The following is a 15,244-nucleotide window of genomic DNA, read 5'->3' on the forward strand; positions in this document are numbered from 1 at the left end:
ACCCTTGCCACTGCTTCAGGCGCACACGCTGCTGTTCGACATGGACGGAACGCTGGTGGACTCCACCGCCCTGGTCGAGTCCACCTGGGCGGGCTTCTGCGAGCGGCACGGGCTGGACCTCGCCGAGGTCCTCGCCTTCGCCCACGGCCGCCCCACCCGGGAGACCGTGCACCACTTCGTCACCGACGCGCCGCTGGCGGCGTCCGAGACGCGGCGACTGGTCGCGCACGAGGAGTCGGAGACCACGGGCATCACAGCGATCCCCGGCGCTGCCGGACTCCTCGCCGCCCTGCCGCCCGGCTCCTGGGCGGTGGTCACGTCCGCGAGCCGCACCCTGGCCGAGGTACGGCTCGGCGCGGCCGGACTGCCGATGCCCGAGATGCTGGTCAGCGCGGACGACATCAGCCGCGGCAAGCCCGACCCCGAGGGCTATCTGCGGGCCGCGCGCCTGCTCGGCCGGGCGCCGCGGGACACGATCGTCTTCGAGGACTCCCCCGCCGGCATCCGCGCCGGGCTGGCCTCCGGCGCGCGCACGGTGGTCATCGGCACCTGCACCGCCCACGACCACGAAGCGGAGCGGTACCCCGACTTCCACGGTTTCCGGGTCACCCCCGCCGGCCCGTCCCACCCCGGCGTGACGCTCACCGTCCCGGAGCCGGTGGGCGACAGCCGGCTGGTACGGCGATGACCGCTCGGGCCACCGTGGAGGCGGGGCCGGGTGCCGACGCGGCCGGGCGCACGACGACGAGCCCGGCGCCGAACTCCCGGGCAGGCGACAGAGCGGCCGAGGAGCCGAGCGGGGCGACGGCTGCCGGGGATCACGTGGCCCCGTCCGTCGGTCCCCCGGCGACCGCACAGGCAGCTCGGCCCACACCCCCCGACTTCCCTTCCCCGGCAGCCACCGCGACCCTCGCCGCCGATGTCGGGGGCACCTGGGTGCGGTTGCGGGTCGGGGGTGCGGGGGCCGGTTTCGAGCGGGTGCCGGCGCCGAGCCGGCTGCGGCAGCCGGGGCGGGCGGTCGAGGAGCTGCGCCGGGACATGGTCGAGCTGCTGGGCGGCGCCGCCCCGCCCGGCGCCCGCGCCGCGGTCTCCTTCGGCGCGGCCATCGACCACGTCACCGGCGTCGTCCACGGCTCGGCCCCGCTGTGGGGCTCGGCGACCGAGCCGTACGACCTGATGGCCGCCCTGCGCGCACGCCGGCCCGACGTCACCTGGACCCTGGTCAACGACGTCACCGCCGCCCTCGCCGACTTCGCCGCCGGCCACGCCCGCCCGGGCACCCGGCGCGTCGGCTATCTGACCGTCAGCAGCGGGATCGGGCTGCGGATCGCCGACCTGGAGCGGTCGGTGATCCCCGTGGACGAGTGGGGGCTCCAGGGCGAAGTGGGGCATCTGACCGTGGCCTGTCCCCCGGAGCTGGCCGGGCTGGAGTGCGAGTGCGGGAGCACCGGCCATCTCGCCTCGCTCGGCGCCGGCCCCGGATTCGTCCGGGTCGCCGAACGGCTGGGCCTGTCGGACGCGGCGAACGTGACGCGGTGGCTGCCGGACGCGCTCGACGCCGGCGAGCCGGCGGCCCGGCGGCTGCTCGGCCTGTGCGTCGAGCCGGTCGCCGAGCTGATCCGCACCTTGTGGTGTCTGGATCCGCACCTCGATCTGCTCGGCCTCGGCGGCGGCGTGGTCGAGGGGCTCGGCGGGCACTACGCCACCGAGCTGCGCCAACGGCTGGCCACCCCCACCTCGTACGCCGCCCGCGGCTACAGCACGGCCCGGCTCGACGACCGGCTGGTGCTGTGCGGTCCGGGCGAGGTGGACCCGCTGCGCGGAGCGGAACGCTTCGACCAGTGGCCGCCGAAGGTCGCGCCGTGAGCGCGGCCACGCACCGCGCGCTGGTGCGCCGCGCCCCCGACCGCCTCGGCCGCACCCTGGTCGACGTCGCCGAGGTACCCACCCCCGCGCTGGAGCCGGGAGACGCGCTGCTCGCCCCGGTCGTGGCCGGCATCTGCGGCACGGACTGGCAGATCCTGCGCGGCCTGCGCGACGACCCGACCCCGGTGCTCGGGCACGAGGGGGTGGCGTACGTCGTCGAGCCGGGCGACACCGGCATCGCCCCTGACACGGCCGTCACGGTGAACCCCACCCACCCGGACGACCCGTCCTTCCTGCTCGGGCACAACCTGCCCGGCCTGTGGGCGGAACGCACCCGGATCCCGGCCTCGGCGGTGCGCGCCGGGCTGGTCGTGCCGGTCCCGGAGACCGCCGTACACCCCCGGCCGGCCGCACTGGCCGAACCGCTCGCCTCCGTCCTGTACGGGCTGCGCACCGCGCTCCAACTGGTGCGCCCGGTCTCGCTGGTCGTGTGGGGGGACGGGATCGTCGGACGGCTCGCCGCCCAGGTGTGGCCGCGCGAACTGCCCGGGCTGCGCGTCCTGTTGGTGGGTCACGGTGACGGCGCGGTCCGTCCGGACGACGCCGCGCTGCCGGACCTGCTGGCGGGTCTGCCCGGACCGGTCGCCGCGCTGATCGCCACCCCGCGCACCGGCACCCGGGACGCGCTGCGGGCCGTCGAGCGCCAGGTGCCGGGCACGCTGGTCGTGGACGTGCACGCGGGACTGCCGTCCGGCCCGGTGGAGTTGACGGCCGGGCCCGTCGACGTGGCGGCGGTGCGCGCCGAGCACTGCGGGGGCGCGCCCTGGCCGCCGCGCGCCAAGACGTTCACCCGGCCCCCCGGCCCACTGCACCTGCACGGGCACCGGGGCGTGTCCGGCGACCACATTCGCGAGGCCGTCGCGCTGCTCACCGCCCCGGGCGAAGCTGTCGGAGCGGACCTGCTGACCCACGAGGTGGACCTGACGGAGGCGGCCGAGCTCGTCAACACCGTGCTGACCACGCGGCGCCGGGTCGCCGGCGGACGCCGGGTGCTGAAGGCCGCGATACGGACGGCGGCGGGGGAACGCCGATGAACACACTGGTCGTAGCCGCGCCGCAGTGGCGGATCGGGACCGATCGGGCCGCCGCCGCCCGGGCCGCGCTCGCGGCCGGGGCGGACGCGCTCCACCTGGACTTCGGCGGGGCCCACCGGGGCCCGCTCCTCAGCGACCCGGACGAGCTGGCCGCCGCCGCGGCGATCGCCCGGCTGGTGCCGGTCCCGGTGCTCGCGGTGAACCACGTCAACGACCTCGGCCTGGCCCTCGCCCGCGGTACGGCCAACCCCGCCGCCCTCGTCGTGCTGCACCGGGCCCTGGACTGCGCCCGCCGCCTCGGCGTCCGGGTCCTGCACGTCCCGGGCTTCCGGCGCAGCCTGCCCGTCACCCCGGGGCTGCGCGCCGGGACCGCCGACGCGCTGCGCACCCTGTGCGAACGTGCCGGGGCGGCGGGGCTGACCCTCGCCTACGAGTCACCGCTCGGCCCTGACGACAGCCTCGCCCTCGCCCGCGCGGTCGGCCATCCGGCCCTGCGGCTGGTCCTGGACACCGGCAATCTGCTGGACGCCGGTGCGCGGCCGGCGGCCTTCGCCCGCGCCGTGGCGCAGGCCGGGCTGCTGCTGCCGGACCTGCACGTCAAGGACCCCGTCGGCAAGGCTGGGTGGGGCGGGGTGCGCGCCGAACTGCCGGAGCTTCTGCGGCACTCCGGCGCCCGCGCGGTGCTCGTCGAGAACGACTACCGGCAGGACCCCGGCCGCCTGCGCGCCGACATCGCCGACTGCCGCGCAGCGGCCCGCACCGGTCAAGAGACCGCTTATCAGGAGGACATGCTGTGAAAGCCATCATGCTGACCGCGCCGCGCACGGTGTCGCTCGCCGAGGTCGACCCGCCCGTGCCCGGCCCCGGTGAGGTTCTCGTCCGGGTCGGCCTGCTCGGGCTCTGCGGCACCGACCTCGGCTTCTACGACGGCTCCAGCAACTATCTGCGGGACGGCCTGAAGAGTTACCCCTTCGTCCTCGGCCACGAGTGGGTCGGCACGGTGTGCGGGACCGGGCCCGAGGTCGACCCCGGCTGGGTGGGACGCCGGGTCTCGGGGCACAACTTCCGGAACTGCGGCCGGTGTTCGGCGTGCCGGGCCGGCCGGATCCGGTACTGCCCGGAGCGCAGCGAGATCGGGGTGCTGGGCCCCCGACCGGGTGCCGGCACCGAGTTGCTGACCGCGCCCGCCTCCACCCTGACCCGGATCCCGGACGCCCTGTCCGACACCGCGGCCACGCTGCTGGAGCCGACCGCGGCGGCCGTGCACGCGGTGGACCGGCTCGCGGTGGGCCCGCGCGACCGGGTCGCCGTGCTCGGCGCGGGCACCCTGGGGCTCGCCGCCGCCCAGGTCACCCGGGCGCTCGGCGCCGACACCGTGGTCCTCGATCCGCACCCCGCGGCCCGGGAGTTGGCTGCGGGCCTCGGTCTGCGCGCGCAGGCGGAACCGGGCGAGCGGGACCAGGAGGCGTACGACGCGGTCGTGGAGGCCTCCGGCAGCGAGTCCGCGGTACGGACGGCCGTCGGGCTGGTCGCGCCGGGCGGCCGGATCGCCCAGCTCGGCACGCCCCATCACACCGTCGACGGCTTCGACGCGGCCGCGCTGGTGATCAAGGACGTCACGCTGCACGGGGTGCTGTCCGGAGTCGGTCACTGGGACCGGCTCGTGGAATTCGTGGAGTCCGGCGCGGTCGACCTGGACGCGCTCGTCGACCGGGTCTTCCCGCTGGGCTCCCTGGACGCCGCGTTCGCCCACCTCGCCGCCCGCGACCGACGGCGGCCCAAGGTGATGGTGCGCGTCGGCGCGGAGCGGGAGAGCCGGGTGCCGGAAGCGGCGGAGGTGTCGGTCCGCTGATGAACGGCACGACTCTCCCGGCGGACCGGCCGGCCCGAATCGACGCGCGGACAGCGGCCCGGCTGGCCGCACTGGCCGCCGCGACCTTCGTCTACGTCACCTTCGAGGTCTTCCCCGTGGGCCTCCTCACGGACATGGCGCACAGCCTCGACGTCCCGGAGAGCCGGATCGGGCTGCTGGTCAGCGGGTACGCCGTCGTCGCGGCCGTGGTCACCGTGCCGACCGTCGCGCTCGCCGCGCGGGTCTCGCGTGGCACGGCCCTGCTCGGCTCCCTGCTGGTCCTGATCGCGGCGGAGATCACGGCCGCGCTCGCGCACACCTACCCGATGATGGTGGTCAGCCGGGTGGCCGCGGCTCTCACGCACGGGGTGCTGTGGTCACTGATCGCTCCGGCGGCGGCCGGTCTGGTGCCGCGTGAGCGGGTGGGCACGGCGACCGCGGCGGTGTTCGGCGGTGCCTCGCTTGCATCGATCGTCGGCAGCCCGGGGACCACGCTGATCGGACAGTTGATCGGCTGGCGCGCCACGGCACTGCTGCTCGCGCTCGCCACCGCGGCCGTGGCGGCGGCCCTGGTGTGGGCCCTGCGCCGGCGGCCGGACGGCGGACCGCAGGAGGCCGCAGGGCCCCGGGAGGAAGGGGGCGCGGGGGGCGGGGGCATGGACCGGCGGGCGGTGCTGACGCTGTGCGGGGTGGCGCTCGTACTCGTCACCGCCCACTTCCTCAGCTACACCTACTTCGCTGTCCTGGTCACCGGCATCACCGGCTCCTCCGGGGCAGTGGTCGCACTGCTGACGGTCTTCGGACTGGCCGGGGCCGCGGGCACCTTCCTGGTCGGCCGCCACAACGACACCGCCCCGCGGCGGACAGCGGCCGTGACGATGGCGGTGTTCGTGGCGGGCGTTGCCCTGCTGCTGCCCGGTTTCGCGCCGCTTCCGGTGGCCGTCGGCGCTACGACGGCCGCGGTGGCCGTAGCGCTGTGGGGCGGGGCGTTCGCCGCCGCCGGGCCAGTGTTCCAGACCGGGATCATGCACCTGGCGGGCGACGAGGCCGACCGGGCGTCCTCGATCTACGTCACCGGCTTCCAGATCGGCATCGCGAGCGGCTCGGCCCTGGGCGCGGCGCTGCTCGGCGGCTCGCCTGCCTGGCTGCCGACGATCTCCACAGCGCTCGCCACGGCGGTCCTGCTGGCCGTGCTGCTCCGCAGTCCGATACCGGGGGCTCCCGCCCGTGCCTCCGCGGCGGCGCCCACCCGCCGCGGCGAGTGAGACCGTACGCCGCCGCGGGACCGTTGTGGCTGGTCGCGCCTACGCGGCGGAGCCGCATGTCGATACAGCCCCGCGCCCCTTGGGGCTGCAGCGCCGTCGGCCGCACGGCCGGCGCAGCTGCGGACAGTCGTATCGCTCGGGGTGGCGCCCGTCCCAAAGCAATGGCGGGACGCCGCTGACCCCCCGGCCCCAGTACCGGGCACCGCACCAGACCCCCAGCTCCCGGCGAAGACCAGCGGCCCGGTCGTCGGACTCACCGTCCGCCGACCGGGCCGCGCCCCTGAACTCCCGTGCCTGTCACACCCCGTGCGCGTCGAGGAACCGCTCGACGTCCTGCGCCCACACCGTGCCCTCGGCCTCGGTGAAGGCGTGTCCGGCGTCGGGGTACTCGATGACCGTCGCCCCCGGGATCCGCTCCCCCAGCAGACGGCTGGTGGCCGGCAGTACCACCCGGTCGGCGCCGGCGACGACGACCAGGGTGGGTACGGCGATCTCGCCCAACCGCTCGGTGAGCCGCACCCGGGTGGCGGCGGTGATCTGCCGCAGCCCGCCCCCGGTCAGGCCGTGGCCGAGCAAGGCGGCCTGCGCCCGGTGCTCGTTCTCCCCCAGTTCCGCGAGGAGTTGAGGGTGTGTCAGGTGACTGATCAGATAGGCGCCCAGCGCCGCCCTGTCCTGCGCCGCGTCCAGGGCCGCCCACACCGAGGCGACCGTGCGCAGCTGTGCGTCCGGTTCGCTGAAGCCGACCGTGAGCACCAGGCCGGTGACCCGGTCGGGGTGGCGCAGCGCGGCGGCGAGCGCGACGGCACTGCCGAAGGACGCGCCCGCCACCGGGAACCGCTCATGGCCCTCGCGGACCAAGGCGGCAACCAGGGAGTCCGCCAGCGCGGCCACGTCCAGGTCGCCGGCCGGGTCCGAGGCGCCGGTGCCCGGGTAGCGGGTGCCGACCAGTTGGCGGTGCCCGGCGAGGCTGCGGATCAGCGGCCCGAAGTTCAACTCGACGTCCCCGCCCGCTCCGTGCGCGAGGGCCAGCCCGGCGCCCGTGCCGGCGCGCAGGTACTCGGTGCGGCCGGTGTCGAGCAGCGCGCTCGACACCGGCGTCCGGACCTCGGTCATCGCCTCTCCTTCGCGGAGCCGAAGCGTCGTACGAGCGGCATCTCCACGTACCGGTACAACAGCCCGGCGAGGGCGAGGGAGAGGGCGAGCGCCGTCACCAGATAGCAGGCGACCATCGCCCCCGAGTCGAACGGGCCGTGCAGCACCTTGATGTTCAGGACGTAGAGCACCAGGTAGTGGCACAGATAGAAGGCGAAGGACGCATTGCCCAACGCCACCAGGGGCTTGGACGACAGGGCGCCGGGTCGGCCCTCGACGTCCCGCTGGGCGGCCGCCACGATGAGCAGGACGCAGGAGACGATCAGCGGCGCCCGCCAGCCGAACAGCACCGGGCTGTAGCCGGCCACGACGTACGCCGGGACGAACGACGCCAGCACCCAGGGCAGGCTCACCCGGGGGAACCGGCCTGAGGTCACCAGCATCGCGGCGAACATGCCGGCGAAGAAGTCGAAGAGCCGCCCGAGCGGGAAGACGTAGGCGAACCACAGCTGGAAGCCGGTCACGCTCGGTTCGCTGACCAGCTTGATGTTCCCCGCCGGCAGGGTGTAGGCGAGGATCGGCATCAGGAAGACGCCGGCCACGCACACGGCCAGCCCGGTCCAGGCGGTGCGTGGGCGGGCGGTGCGGAACCGGGCGATCACGAACGGGAACACCAGGTAGAACACCGCCTCCACCGCGAGCGACCAACCCGGGGGCAGGACGGTGAAGTTGTGCTTCGGGTTCGGCACCCACACCTGGGTGAGGGTGACGTAGCGGACCACGTCCGACACCTTCGTCCCGGTGCCCCAGAACACGGCCACGGCCGCCGCGCCGCCCAGGTAGTACAGCGGCAGGATCTTGACGAACCTGCGGCGGTAGAAGGCGGAGAGCCGGTCGCCCGTGCGGGAGGACCAGGTGAGCACGAAGCCGCTGAGGACGAAGAAGAACGCCACGCCGAGGCCGCCGAACTGGTTGGCGATCTCGTGGAAGACGACGTTGGTGTGGTGGTCGGCGAAGGTCGGCAGGGCCAGGTAGGAGGAGTGGCACACGAAGACCGACAGCGCGGCGAAGAAGCGCAGTCCGGTCAGGGAGTCCAGGCGGGGGCGCCGCTATGGGCGCGCTGTCGACGCTGGTCACCGGTCTCATTTCCCGGTCAGCGACGTGACCGCCGGCACGGCCGCGAGGCCGTCCTCGTACCCGAGTACGGCGGCCACACCGCGTACGTCGGGGTCGAAGGGGTCGGCGCCGAAGCCGGCCCGGGCCCGCTCCGACGGCTCCAGCACCACGGCCCGGTCCAGGAGTTGCTGCCGTTCGGCCGTCACATACGCGGGCAGCTCCGGCTGCGGCCGCAGCACCAGCACGCGGTCGGCGTGGGCGGCGAGTTCGGCGTTGGTGAGGGAGTACGTGCCGCCGTCGACGTAGTCCACGCCGTCGATGGTGACCACCGGCCACAGGCCGGGTACGGCGCAGCTGGCGGTGATCGCGTCGACGATGCCGACACCCGAGTCCGCGGTGAAGACGGTGGCCTCGCCGTCGGCGCGCACAGCGGTGACCGAGAACCGGGCGTCGGGCCAGGCGTCCTTCCGGAGCCGGCCGGCGATCACCTCGCGGCGCCGGGCCGGGTCGGTCCCGGAGCGCTCCCGGGACAGCGCGGCGAGCTTCTCGGTCTTGGCGGCGACGGACTCGTCGGTGCCGTGAACGGCGAGCACGTCCGGCAGAACGTCGGCGAGGGCGACGGCCGGGGCGAGCTCGGCGTTGCGGCGCCCCTTGCGGACCGTGCGGTCGAACTCGGCACCGGCCCCGGACTGGAGCACGGCGGCGGCCACGGCGGCACCGGCGGACGTGCCGACCACGTGGTCGACGGAGGCCAGCCGGAGCGCCCCGGCCTCCTCCAGCGCGGCCAGGACCCCGATGGTCCAGCCGATGCCGGCGAGCCCGCCGCCGCCCAGGACCACGGCGGTCGAATCCTGCGACATAGATGTCCTCCTGTGTGTTGCGGGTTTTCGTTGCGGGGTGGGATGGCCGGCCACCGGTTCCTCTGTCAGGACCGGTGGCCGGCGTCGTCCCGGCCGGGGGCGACCGGGACAGCTGAGGGGTGCGGTCCGCGTCAGCGCGGGTGCACGGGCTCGGCCGGCACCGCGGCGCCGGCGCGCGCGGCGGTCGCCGCGGCCGGGGTGCGGGTGCCGCCGGTGAAGGTGGCGGGAGCGGGGGCCGGGCGCGGGCTCGCGTTCTTGCGCCGCCAGCGCTGGTCGAGGGGCTTCTCGACGAGCTGGTACGACAGATACGTGGCGACGACGGTCAGCGCCACGACCCCGGCGTACACGATCAGCGCCTCGACCCCGCTGTAGCCCTCGCCCGAGCGGTGCAGGTACCACATCCACAGCAGCGGCCACTGGTACATGTAGACGCCGAAGGTGAAGCGGCCGAACCGGGACAGGGCGGGCGCGGCCCGCTCCGGCGCGCGGCGCAGGTCACCGGCGCCGACGGCACCGATCAGCAGCACGATGCCGGTGATGGTGACCGCGCTCGTGGCGAAGACGAAGTGGGCGTGCTCGGTCGCCACGTAGATCTCCGGTGCCAGGACCACCAGGGCGGCCCAGCGCGGGATTCGGGGCCAGGCGCCCCGCTTGAGCAGCAGGGCGATCAGCATGCCGAGCACGGACTCCGCCATCCGTGCGGCCGGGCAGATGTAGACCAGCCAGAACTTCCACTCCGAGATGGCCTCGGGCCGGCCGTGGTAGTTCATGCCGGGACTGCGGAAGGTGGCGCCGTCCGGGAAGAGCGACAGCACGAACGGCAGGGCCACGACCGCCGCGGTGAGCAGGACGGTGAGGGTGCGCAGAGTCCTGGTGGAGCGCGTGACCAGGAGCCCGTACAGCAGTGGGAAGACCAGGTAGAAGCAGATCTCCACGGACAGCGTCCAGGCCGGGTTGTTGACCGCGAAGTACACGGTGTGGTCCGGGACCCAGGCCTGCACGAGGAACAGGTTGGCCAGGATCGTGCCGAGCGGGAAGGTCGTCGCGGCGAACAGCGCCAAGCAGATCACCCAGGCGATCAGATGGACGGGGATCACCTTGACCACGCGTCGGGACATGAACCGGCGCCAGTCCAGCGAGGTGCCGCGGGAGGTCCAGGTCAGCACGAAGCCGCTGAGCACGATGAAGAACGACACCGAGGTGTAGCCGATCTTGCTCAGAGCGCCGTAGACGTGGGACTGGAGTGCCTGGTCGGCGAAGAGGCCCACGCCGACGACGTGCGACGTGAGGATGAAGAAGGAGGCGGGCAGCCGGGCCAGCGCCAGTCCGGGCAGGTTGCCGCCGCGGCCGGTGCCGGTCACCTGGGCGGTGCTCATGAGTACACCCCCGCCCCGGCCTCGACGCCTTCCGCTTCCGCCGGGGCCGGCGCCGGTGCCTGTGCCGCCGTCTCGCGCGGGAGTTCCGGGCGACGGGCCGTGGCCCAGCGGTTCATGGCCGGCAGCTCGACCAGTCGGTACAGCAGCCAGCCGGCCAGGATCGTGACCGCGAAGGCGCCGAGGATCAGGGCGGTCGCGGGCAGCGGTGCGTAGTGGGCGCCGTGCTGGATCTTGACGCGCAGCGTGTACAGCAGCACGTGCTGGCTCATGTAGAAGCCGAACGACACCTCGCCCAGCCACACCATCGTGCGCGAGGACAGCCAGCTGGTCCGCCCGTCGAGGTCGCGGGGGACGGCGGAGCCGACCAGCAGCAGCAGCGGCACGAGCGTGAACGGGATGAAGGAGAAGGTGAACGGCACCAGTTCGGCGACGACGTAGCCGACGAGCAGCGCGCCCCAGGCGACGGCGGGCCGGATCGCCGGCAGCCGGCCCGCGGCCAGCAGGCGGGCCAGGACCATGCCCGAGGTGAACTCGAACAGCCGGGGCAGCGGGAGGTTGTAGCCGAACCAGAACTGGACGGTGGAGATCGGCATGCCGTCGGTGTGCGGCGTGTTCGGCAGCAGCGTGGTGATGGCCGCGATCAGGAAGGTCCCGGCTACGCAGCCGGCCAGCGCGAGGGCCAGCCGCTCCTTGGGTATGCGGCGCACCAGCGGCGCGATCAGCGGGAACAGCGCGTAGAACATCAGCTCGCAGCAGAGCGACCAGCTGGGGACGTTGACGGCGAGGAAGATGTCGTGGACCGGGAACCAGGAGTTCACCAGGAACAGGTTCGGCAGGTAGTCCCACGGGGTGGACGCGGCCGCTCCGGCGAACAGGATCATGGCCAGGGTCCAGGTCACGATGTGTGACGGGAACAGCTTGACCAGGCGCTTGCGGAAGAAGTGCAGATAGCCGCGGCTGTCGGAGTTCCGCCACATCAGCAGGAACCCGCTGAGGACGAAGAAGAAGGACACGCCGACCCAGCCGGCCTTCCAGAAGACGGTCTTGTAGGCGTTGGCCCAGGTCGGGTCGCTGAACGGGTTCATGGGGATGAAGGTCAGCGACAGATGGAAGAAGAACACGGGTGCCGCCGCGACGAACCGCAGACCGGTGAGGGACGGCAGCGGAGCGCGGTGGTCGATGCTAGGCCTGGAAATGGGACGCCTCCTTGATGCGATCGACGGGGGAAGAGACCGGTCGCGCGTGCCGCCACGCGTAGAGGGCGAAGCCGCCCAGGGCGAGGGCGGCAGCGGCCAGGGGTACGTCATGCACGTCCTGGAAGTGGGTGATGACCCGGCCGCCCACGAACGAGCCCAGGGCCGCACCGACGCCGAATGCCGACATGTTGGCCGACAGCGACAGGCTCGGGGCCGCCGCGGCGAGCTCCAGGACGTCGCTCTGCAGGATCGGGATGAGCGAGAACGTGGCGAGGGCGAACAGCACCGCGCCGATCGGGAAGGTGAGCGTGTCGCGCTGGAGCGGCTGGAAGGCCGCGCAGCCGGCTATGAACGCGGCGGCGGCGAGCAGCGCGGGCACTCGGCCCTGCCCGGCGAGACGCCCGCCGATGACGTTGCCGAGAATGCTCGCGACGCCGTAGGCCACCAGCAGGACGGGGACGACCTTCTCCGAGTAGCCCGCGGCGACGGCACTGGGCTCGAAGTAGGTGATGATCGTGAACATCGCCGCCGAGAACAGCGCGGTCGCCCCGACCGTGAGCCCGACGTCGATGTTCAGCAGCGCCGAGACCTCCTGCCGGGCGTCCGGCTCGGGGGTGCCGATGTCCAGGTGGGCGGTGGCCTTGTGCACGCCCCAGGTCGCGAGCGCGGCGACCACTGAGATCACCGCGAACGGGGTACGCCAGTCGCCGAGTTGGGCCAGCGCGGCGCCTGCCGGGATGCCGAGCACGGTGGCGAGGTTGACGCCGAACTGGATGGCGGTGACGGCCTTGCTGGAGCGTTCGACGGGCAGCAGCCGCTGGGTCACCACGATCGCGGTGGCGAGGTACGCCCCGTGCACGCTCGCGGTGAGGACCCGGCCCAGCAGGACCAGAGGGAAGTCGGCGGCGGTCGCGATGACGACGTTGCCGAGGACGAACACCGCCAGCAGCCAGGTGGCGAGCCGCGCCTTGGAGACTCCCGCCGTGAGCACGGTGACGGCGGGGCCGGCGAGCGCGACGGTCGCGGCGTAGACGGTCACGAGCAGGCCCGCGGTCGTCACGTCGACGTCCAGCGCCGAGCCGAGCTGGGACAGCATCCCGCCGGGGAGCAGCTCGGAGGTGCCGATGCAGCAGATGCCGGCCACCAGCGGAATGGTTCTGCGGGTCACGAAGGAGTCCTATCAGGAGCCATGAGAAGACTATAAAAATCTAGGCGCCAATATACAAGACACTTGGCTCCTGAAAAGGAGACCAGGCTCGTGAAGGGAACACACTGTCCGGTGAGGTACGGCCCTCGGCGGGTGCCGACGGGTGAGCAAGGCGAAGCCCGGCGGGTGCCGACGGGTGAGCAAGGCGAAGTCGGGCTCCCCCAGCGCCTGCCGACGGGTGAGCAAGGTGAAGTCGGGCCCCACCGGCCGCGGTTGTCGACGGCTGGGCCGGGCGGCGCCGCGCATCCCGGCGGCACGGCCACGGACGGCCGCGGACGCCCACGGGTGGATCAAGTGAAGTCGGGTAGAACGCAAGGAAGTTGATGCTTCACTTGTCGCTTCCCCCACCTCACCTGTCCCCCCACCGCACAGGGAGCCCCCATGCTGCGCGGCATCGATGTCAGCGCCTACCAGTCGTCCTCCTACTCCACCGAGGGCCTCTCCTTCGTCTTCGTCAAGGCCACCGAGGGCCGCTCATACGTCAACCCCAGGCTGAGCGCCCAGGTGAAGAGGGCCCGGGACGCCGGCTGCGTCGTCGGCTTCTACCACTTCCTCTGGCCGGGCAACCTCACGGCCCAGGCCGAGTACTTCCTCAGCAAGGCCCCGGAGAAGGCCGGCGACATCCTCGCCGTCGACTGGGAGACCACCGGCGACGGCACCCACGCCAGCAACGCCGAGAAGGACCGCTTCATCCGCAAACTGAAGGAACTCCGCCCGAACCACAGGGTCGTCCTCTACGCGAACCGCAACTTCTGGCTGAACATCGACACCACCTCGTACGCGGGCGACGGCCTGTGGATCGCCGACTACGTCACCGCGGGCAAGCCCCGGATCACGGCGAAGTGGCGCTTCCACCAGTGCACCGGCAGCCCCCTGGACAAGGACGTGGCGGACTTCACGAGCAAGGCCGACCTGCAGAAATGGGCCACACCGTAGGCTGCGCGCCATGGGTGGGAAAATCACTGCGGTCAGCAGCAATGGCACGTACTCGTTCACCAAGCCGAACCGGGAGAGCGTCAGGCTGCTCGCCGGGCTCGGGGTGGAGGGGGACGTGCATGCGGGCGTGACCGTGAAACATCGGTTCCGGATGGAGCGCGATCCCTCGGTGATCAATCTGCGGCAGGTGCATCTCATCCACGAGGAGCTCTTCGACGAGCTGCGCGACGCGGGGTTCGCCGTCGCGGCCGGAGAGCTCGGGGAGAACGTCACCACGCGCGGGATCGATCTGCTGGGGCTGCCGACCGGAGCACTGCTGCGGCTCGGGGACGAGGCGGTCGTCGAGATCACCGGGCTGCGCAACCCGTGCGCGCAGATCGACGGTTTCCGCAAAGGGCTGCTCAAGCAGGTCGTCGGGCGGGGCACCGGCACCGGCGTCACCCACAAGTCCGGCGTCATGAGCGTCGTACGGGAGGGCGGGGTGGTGCGGCCCGGGGACCCGATCGCGATCGAGTTGCCGGACGGGCCGCACCAGCCGTTGCGGATCGTCTGAGCCGGGCCCCCGCAAGGGGCCGGTGACGAGGGTCCGTCCGGCGGACCGTGCGGTGGGTCGCGGGGTGTGGCACGCGCCCGCAAGATCCACCGGACAGGGACAGACGCTAGCCGCGGAAGTCCGACGGGCGTTCGCGGGGCGTCTCGGCGAGGGCCTTGGTGACTCCTTCGACGCCCTCCCGCAGGCCGTAGACCGGGGTGCCGGGCTGCTGGCGCCAGGACTCGTCGAGGGTACCGGCGTCGACGGTGTCGAAGCCGAGTTCGTCGATGAGGGCGCGTACGACCCGCTTGCCGGTTTCGTCGTCGCCGGCGACCGGGAGGGCGATCCGGTCGGGGTCCCCGGCCGGGCGGCCACGGTCCAGGAGGTCCTGGGCGTAGGTGCCGTTGAAGGCCTTGATGACGGGGTGGCCGACCTGCTGGGCGGTCCAGCGGCTCTCGGTCAGCCCGTCGTCCTCGATCGCGGCGATCCGGCCGTCCCGCTCCCGCGGGTAGTAGTTGCCGGTGTCGATCACGACGAAGCCGTCCGCCGCTCCGTCGAGGATCCCCTTCGGCAGGTCCGGTACCGCCTTGAGGGGGACCGTGATCACGACGAGTTCGGCGCCGCGTGCCGCCTCCTCGGCCGGCACGGCCGTCGCCCCGGTCTCCTCGGCGAGGTCGGTGAGGGTCTGCGGACCGCGGGAGTTCGCGACGGAGACGTCGTGCCCGAGGGCGGTCAGCCTGCGGGTGAGGTTGCCGCCGATGTTGCCCGCTCCGATGATGCCGATCTTCATGACTCGCCCTTCCGGGGGTCGGTGCCTCTGACGCGGACCACCAACCGCCGGACCGAGCGGGC

Annotated in this window: 14 protein-coding genes and 1 pseudogene; 8 read left to right on the forward strand and 7 right to left on the reverse strand. The window is 73.2% G+C overall.

What is annotated here, in order from left to right:
• The first annotated feature begins 4 nt into the window (after positions 1-4).
• The 6 genes from ACFWM2_RS21110 to ACFWM2_RS21135 are packed head-to-tail and all read left to right on the forward strand — an operon-like array spanning position 5 to position 6,077.
• Complete coding sequence (locus tag ACFWM2_RS21110; protein WP_383281871.1) at positions 5-688, forward strand: HAD-IA family hydrolase; 684 nt, start codon at positions 5-7, stop codon at positions 686-688.
• Positions 685-1,866 carry an ROK family protein gene (locus ACFWM2_RS21115; RefSeq protein WP_383281874.1) on the forward strand — a complete coding sequence of 394 codons (1,182 nt, stop codon included), beginning with the start codon at positions 685-687 and terminating at the stop codon, positions 1,864-1,866. Before ACFWM2_RS21110 ends, ACFWM2_RS21115 begins: the two co-directional genes overlap by 4 nt.
• Complete coding sequence (locus ACFWM2_RS21120) at positions 1,863-2,960, forward strand: alcohol dehydrogenase catalytic domain-containing protein (protein WP_383281877.1); 1,098 nt, start codon at positions 1,863-1,865, stop codon at positions 2,958-2,960. Before ACFWM2_RS21115 ends, ACFWM2_RS21120 begins: the two co-directional genes overlap by 4 nt.
• A complete protein-coding gene (locus ACFWM2_RS21125; RefSeq protein WP_383281880.1) occupies positions 2,957-3,757 on the forward strand; it encodes a sugar phosphate isomerase/epimerase family protein in 801 nt (266 codons plus the stop codon). Before ACFWM2_RS21120 ends, ACFWM2_RS21125 begins: the two co-directional genes overlap by 4 nt.
• Positions 3,754-4,812, forward strand: coding sequence for a zinc-binding dehydrogenase (locus ACFWM2_RS21130; RefSeq protein ID WP_383281883.1), 1,059 nt, complete (start codon positions 3,754-3,756; stop codon positions 4,810-4,812). The genes ACFWM2_RS21125 and ACFWM2_RS21130 overlap by 4 nt, the downstream gene beginning before the upstream one ends.
• Positions 4,812-6,077 carry an MFS transporter gene (locus ACFWM2_RS21135; protein ID WP_383281886.1) on the forward strand — a complete coding sequence of 422 codons (1,266 nt, stop codon included), beginning with the start codon at positions 4,812-4,814 and terminating at the stop codon, positions 6,075-6,077. The genes ACFWM2_RS21130 and ACFWM2_RS21135 overlap by 1 nt, the downstream gene beginning before the upstream one ends.
• 297 nt (positions 6,078-6,374) lie before the next feature.
• Here the strand turns inward: ACFWM2_RS21135 and ACFWM2_RS21140 are convergent, their stop codons facing one another.
• The 6 genes from ACFWM2_RS21140 to ACFWM2_RS21165 all read right to left on the reverse strand — a co-directional run bounded on the left by ACFWM2_RS21140 (position 6,375) and on the right by ACFWM2_RS21165 (position 12,885).
• On the reverse strand, positions 6,375-7,190 hold the full coding sequence (locus tag ACFWM2_RS21140) for an alpha/beta fold hydrolase (RefSeq protein WP_383281889.1): 816 nt from the start codon (positions 7,188-7,190) through the stop codon (positions 6,375-6,377).
• A complete protein-coding gene (locus ACFWM2_RS21145) occupies positions 7,187-8,266 on the reverse strand; it encodes an acyltransferase family protein (protein WP_383282005.1) in 1,080 nt (359 codons plus the stop codon). The genes ACFWM2_RS21140 and ACFWM2_RS21145 overlap by 4 nt, the downstream gene beginning before the upstream one ends.
• Positions 8,267-8,311: 45 nt before the next feature.
• Positions 8,312-9,145, reverse strand: coding sequence for a patatin-like phospholipase family protein (locus tag ACFWM2_RS21150; protein ID WP_383281891.1), 834 nt, complete (start codon positions 9,143-9,145; stop codon positions 8,312-8,314).
• Between the two features lie 131 nt (positions 9,146-9,276).
• Positions 9,277-10,521: an acyltransferase family protein gene (locus tag ACFWM2_RS21155; RefSeq protein WP_383281894.1), complete on the reverse strand. Its 1,245-nt coding sequence runs from the start codon at positions 10,519-10,521 to the stop codon at positions 9,277-9,279.
• Positions 10,518-11,738 (reverse strand): acyltransferase family protein, encoded by a 1,221-nt coding sequence (locus ACFWM2_RS21160; protein WP_383282008.1) that lies wholly within the window; start codon positions 11,736-11,738, stop codon positions 10,518-10,520. Before ACFWM2_RS21160 ends, ACFWM2_RS21155 begins: the two co-directional genes overlap by 4 nt.
• Positions 11,704-12,885 carry an MFS transporter gene (locus tag ACFWM2_RS21165; protein WP_383281896.1) on the reverse strand — a complete coding sequence of 394 codons (1,182 nt, stop codon included), beginning with the start codon at positions 12,883-12,885 and terminating at the stop codon, positions 11,704-11,706. The genes ACFWM2_RS21160 and ACFWM2_RS21165 overlap by 35 nt, the downstream gene beginning before the upstream one ends.
• A 420-nt stretch (positions 12,886-13,305) precedes the next feature.
• Between ACFWM2_RS21165 and ACFWM2_RS21170 the strand changes: the two genes are divergently transcribed.
• Both ACFWM2_RS21170 and ACFWM2_RS21175 read left to right on the forward strand, forming a co-directional pair.
• The gene (locus ACFWM2_RS21170; protein ID WP_383281899.1) at positions 13,306-13,860 is read left to right on the forward strand and encodes a glycoside hydrolase family 25 protein; all 555 of its coding nucleotides are present in this window, start codon (positions 13,306-13,308) and stop codon (positions 13,858-13,860) included.
• Positions 13,861-13,870: 10 nt separating this feature from the next.
• Complete coding sequence (locus ACFWM2_RS21175) at positions 13,871-14,413, forward strand: MOSC domain-containing protein (protein WP_383281902.1); 543 nt, start codon at positions 13,871-13,873, stop codon at positions 14,411-14,413.
• 106 nt (positions 14,414-14,519) lie between these two features.
• On the opposite strand, the pseudogene ACFWM2_RS21180 reads toward ACFWM2_RS21175, so the two are convergent.
• Positions 14,520-15,185, reverse strand: a pseudogene (locus tag ACFWM2_RS21180) (NADPH-dependent F420 reductase); the annotation flags it as partial.
• Positions 15,186-15,244: the final 59 nt, after the last annotated feature.

Source organism: Streptomyces sp. NPDC058371, assembly GCF_042723265.1.
Classification (GTDB): domain Bacteria; phylum Actinomycetota; class Actinomycetes; order Streptomycetales; family Streptomycetaceae; genus Streptomyces.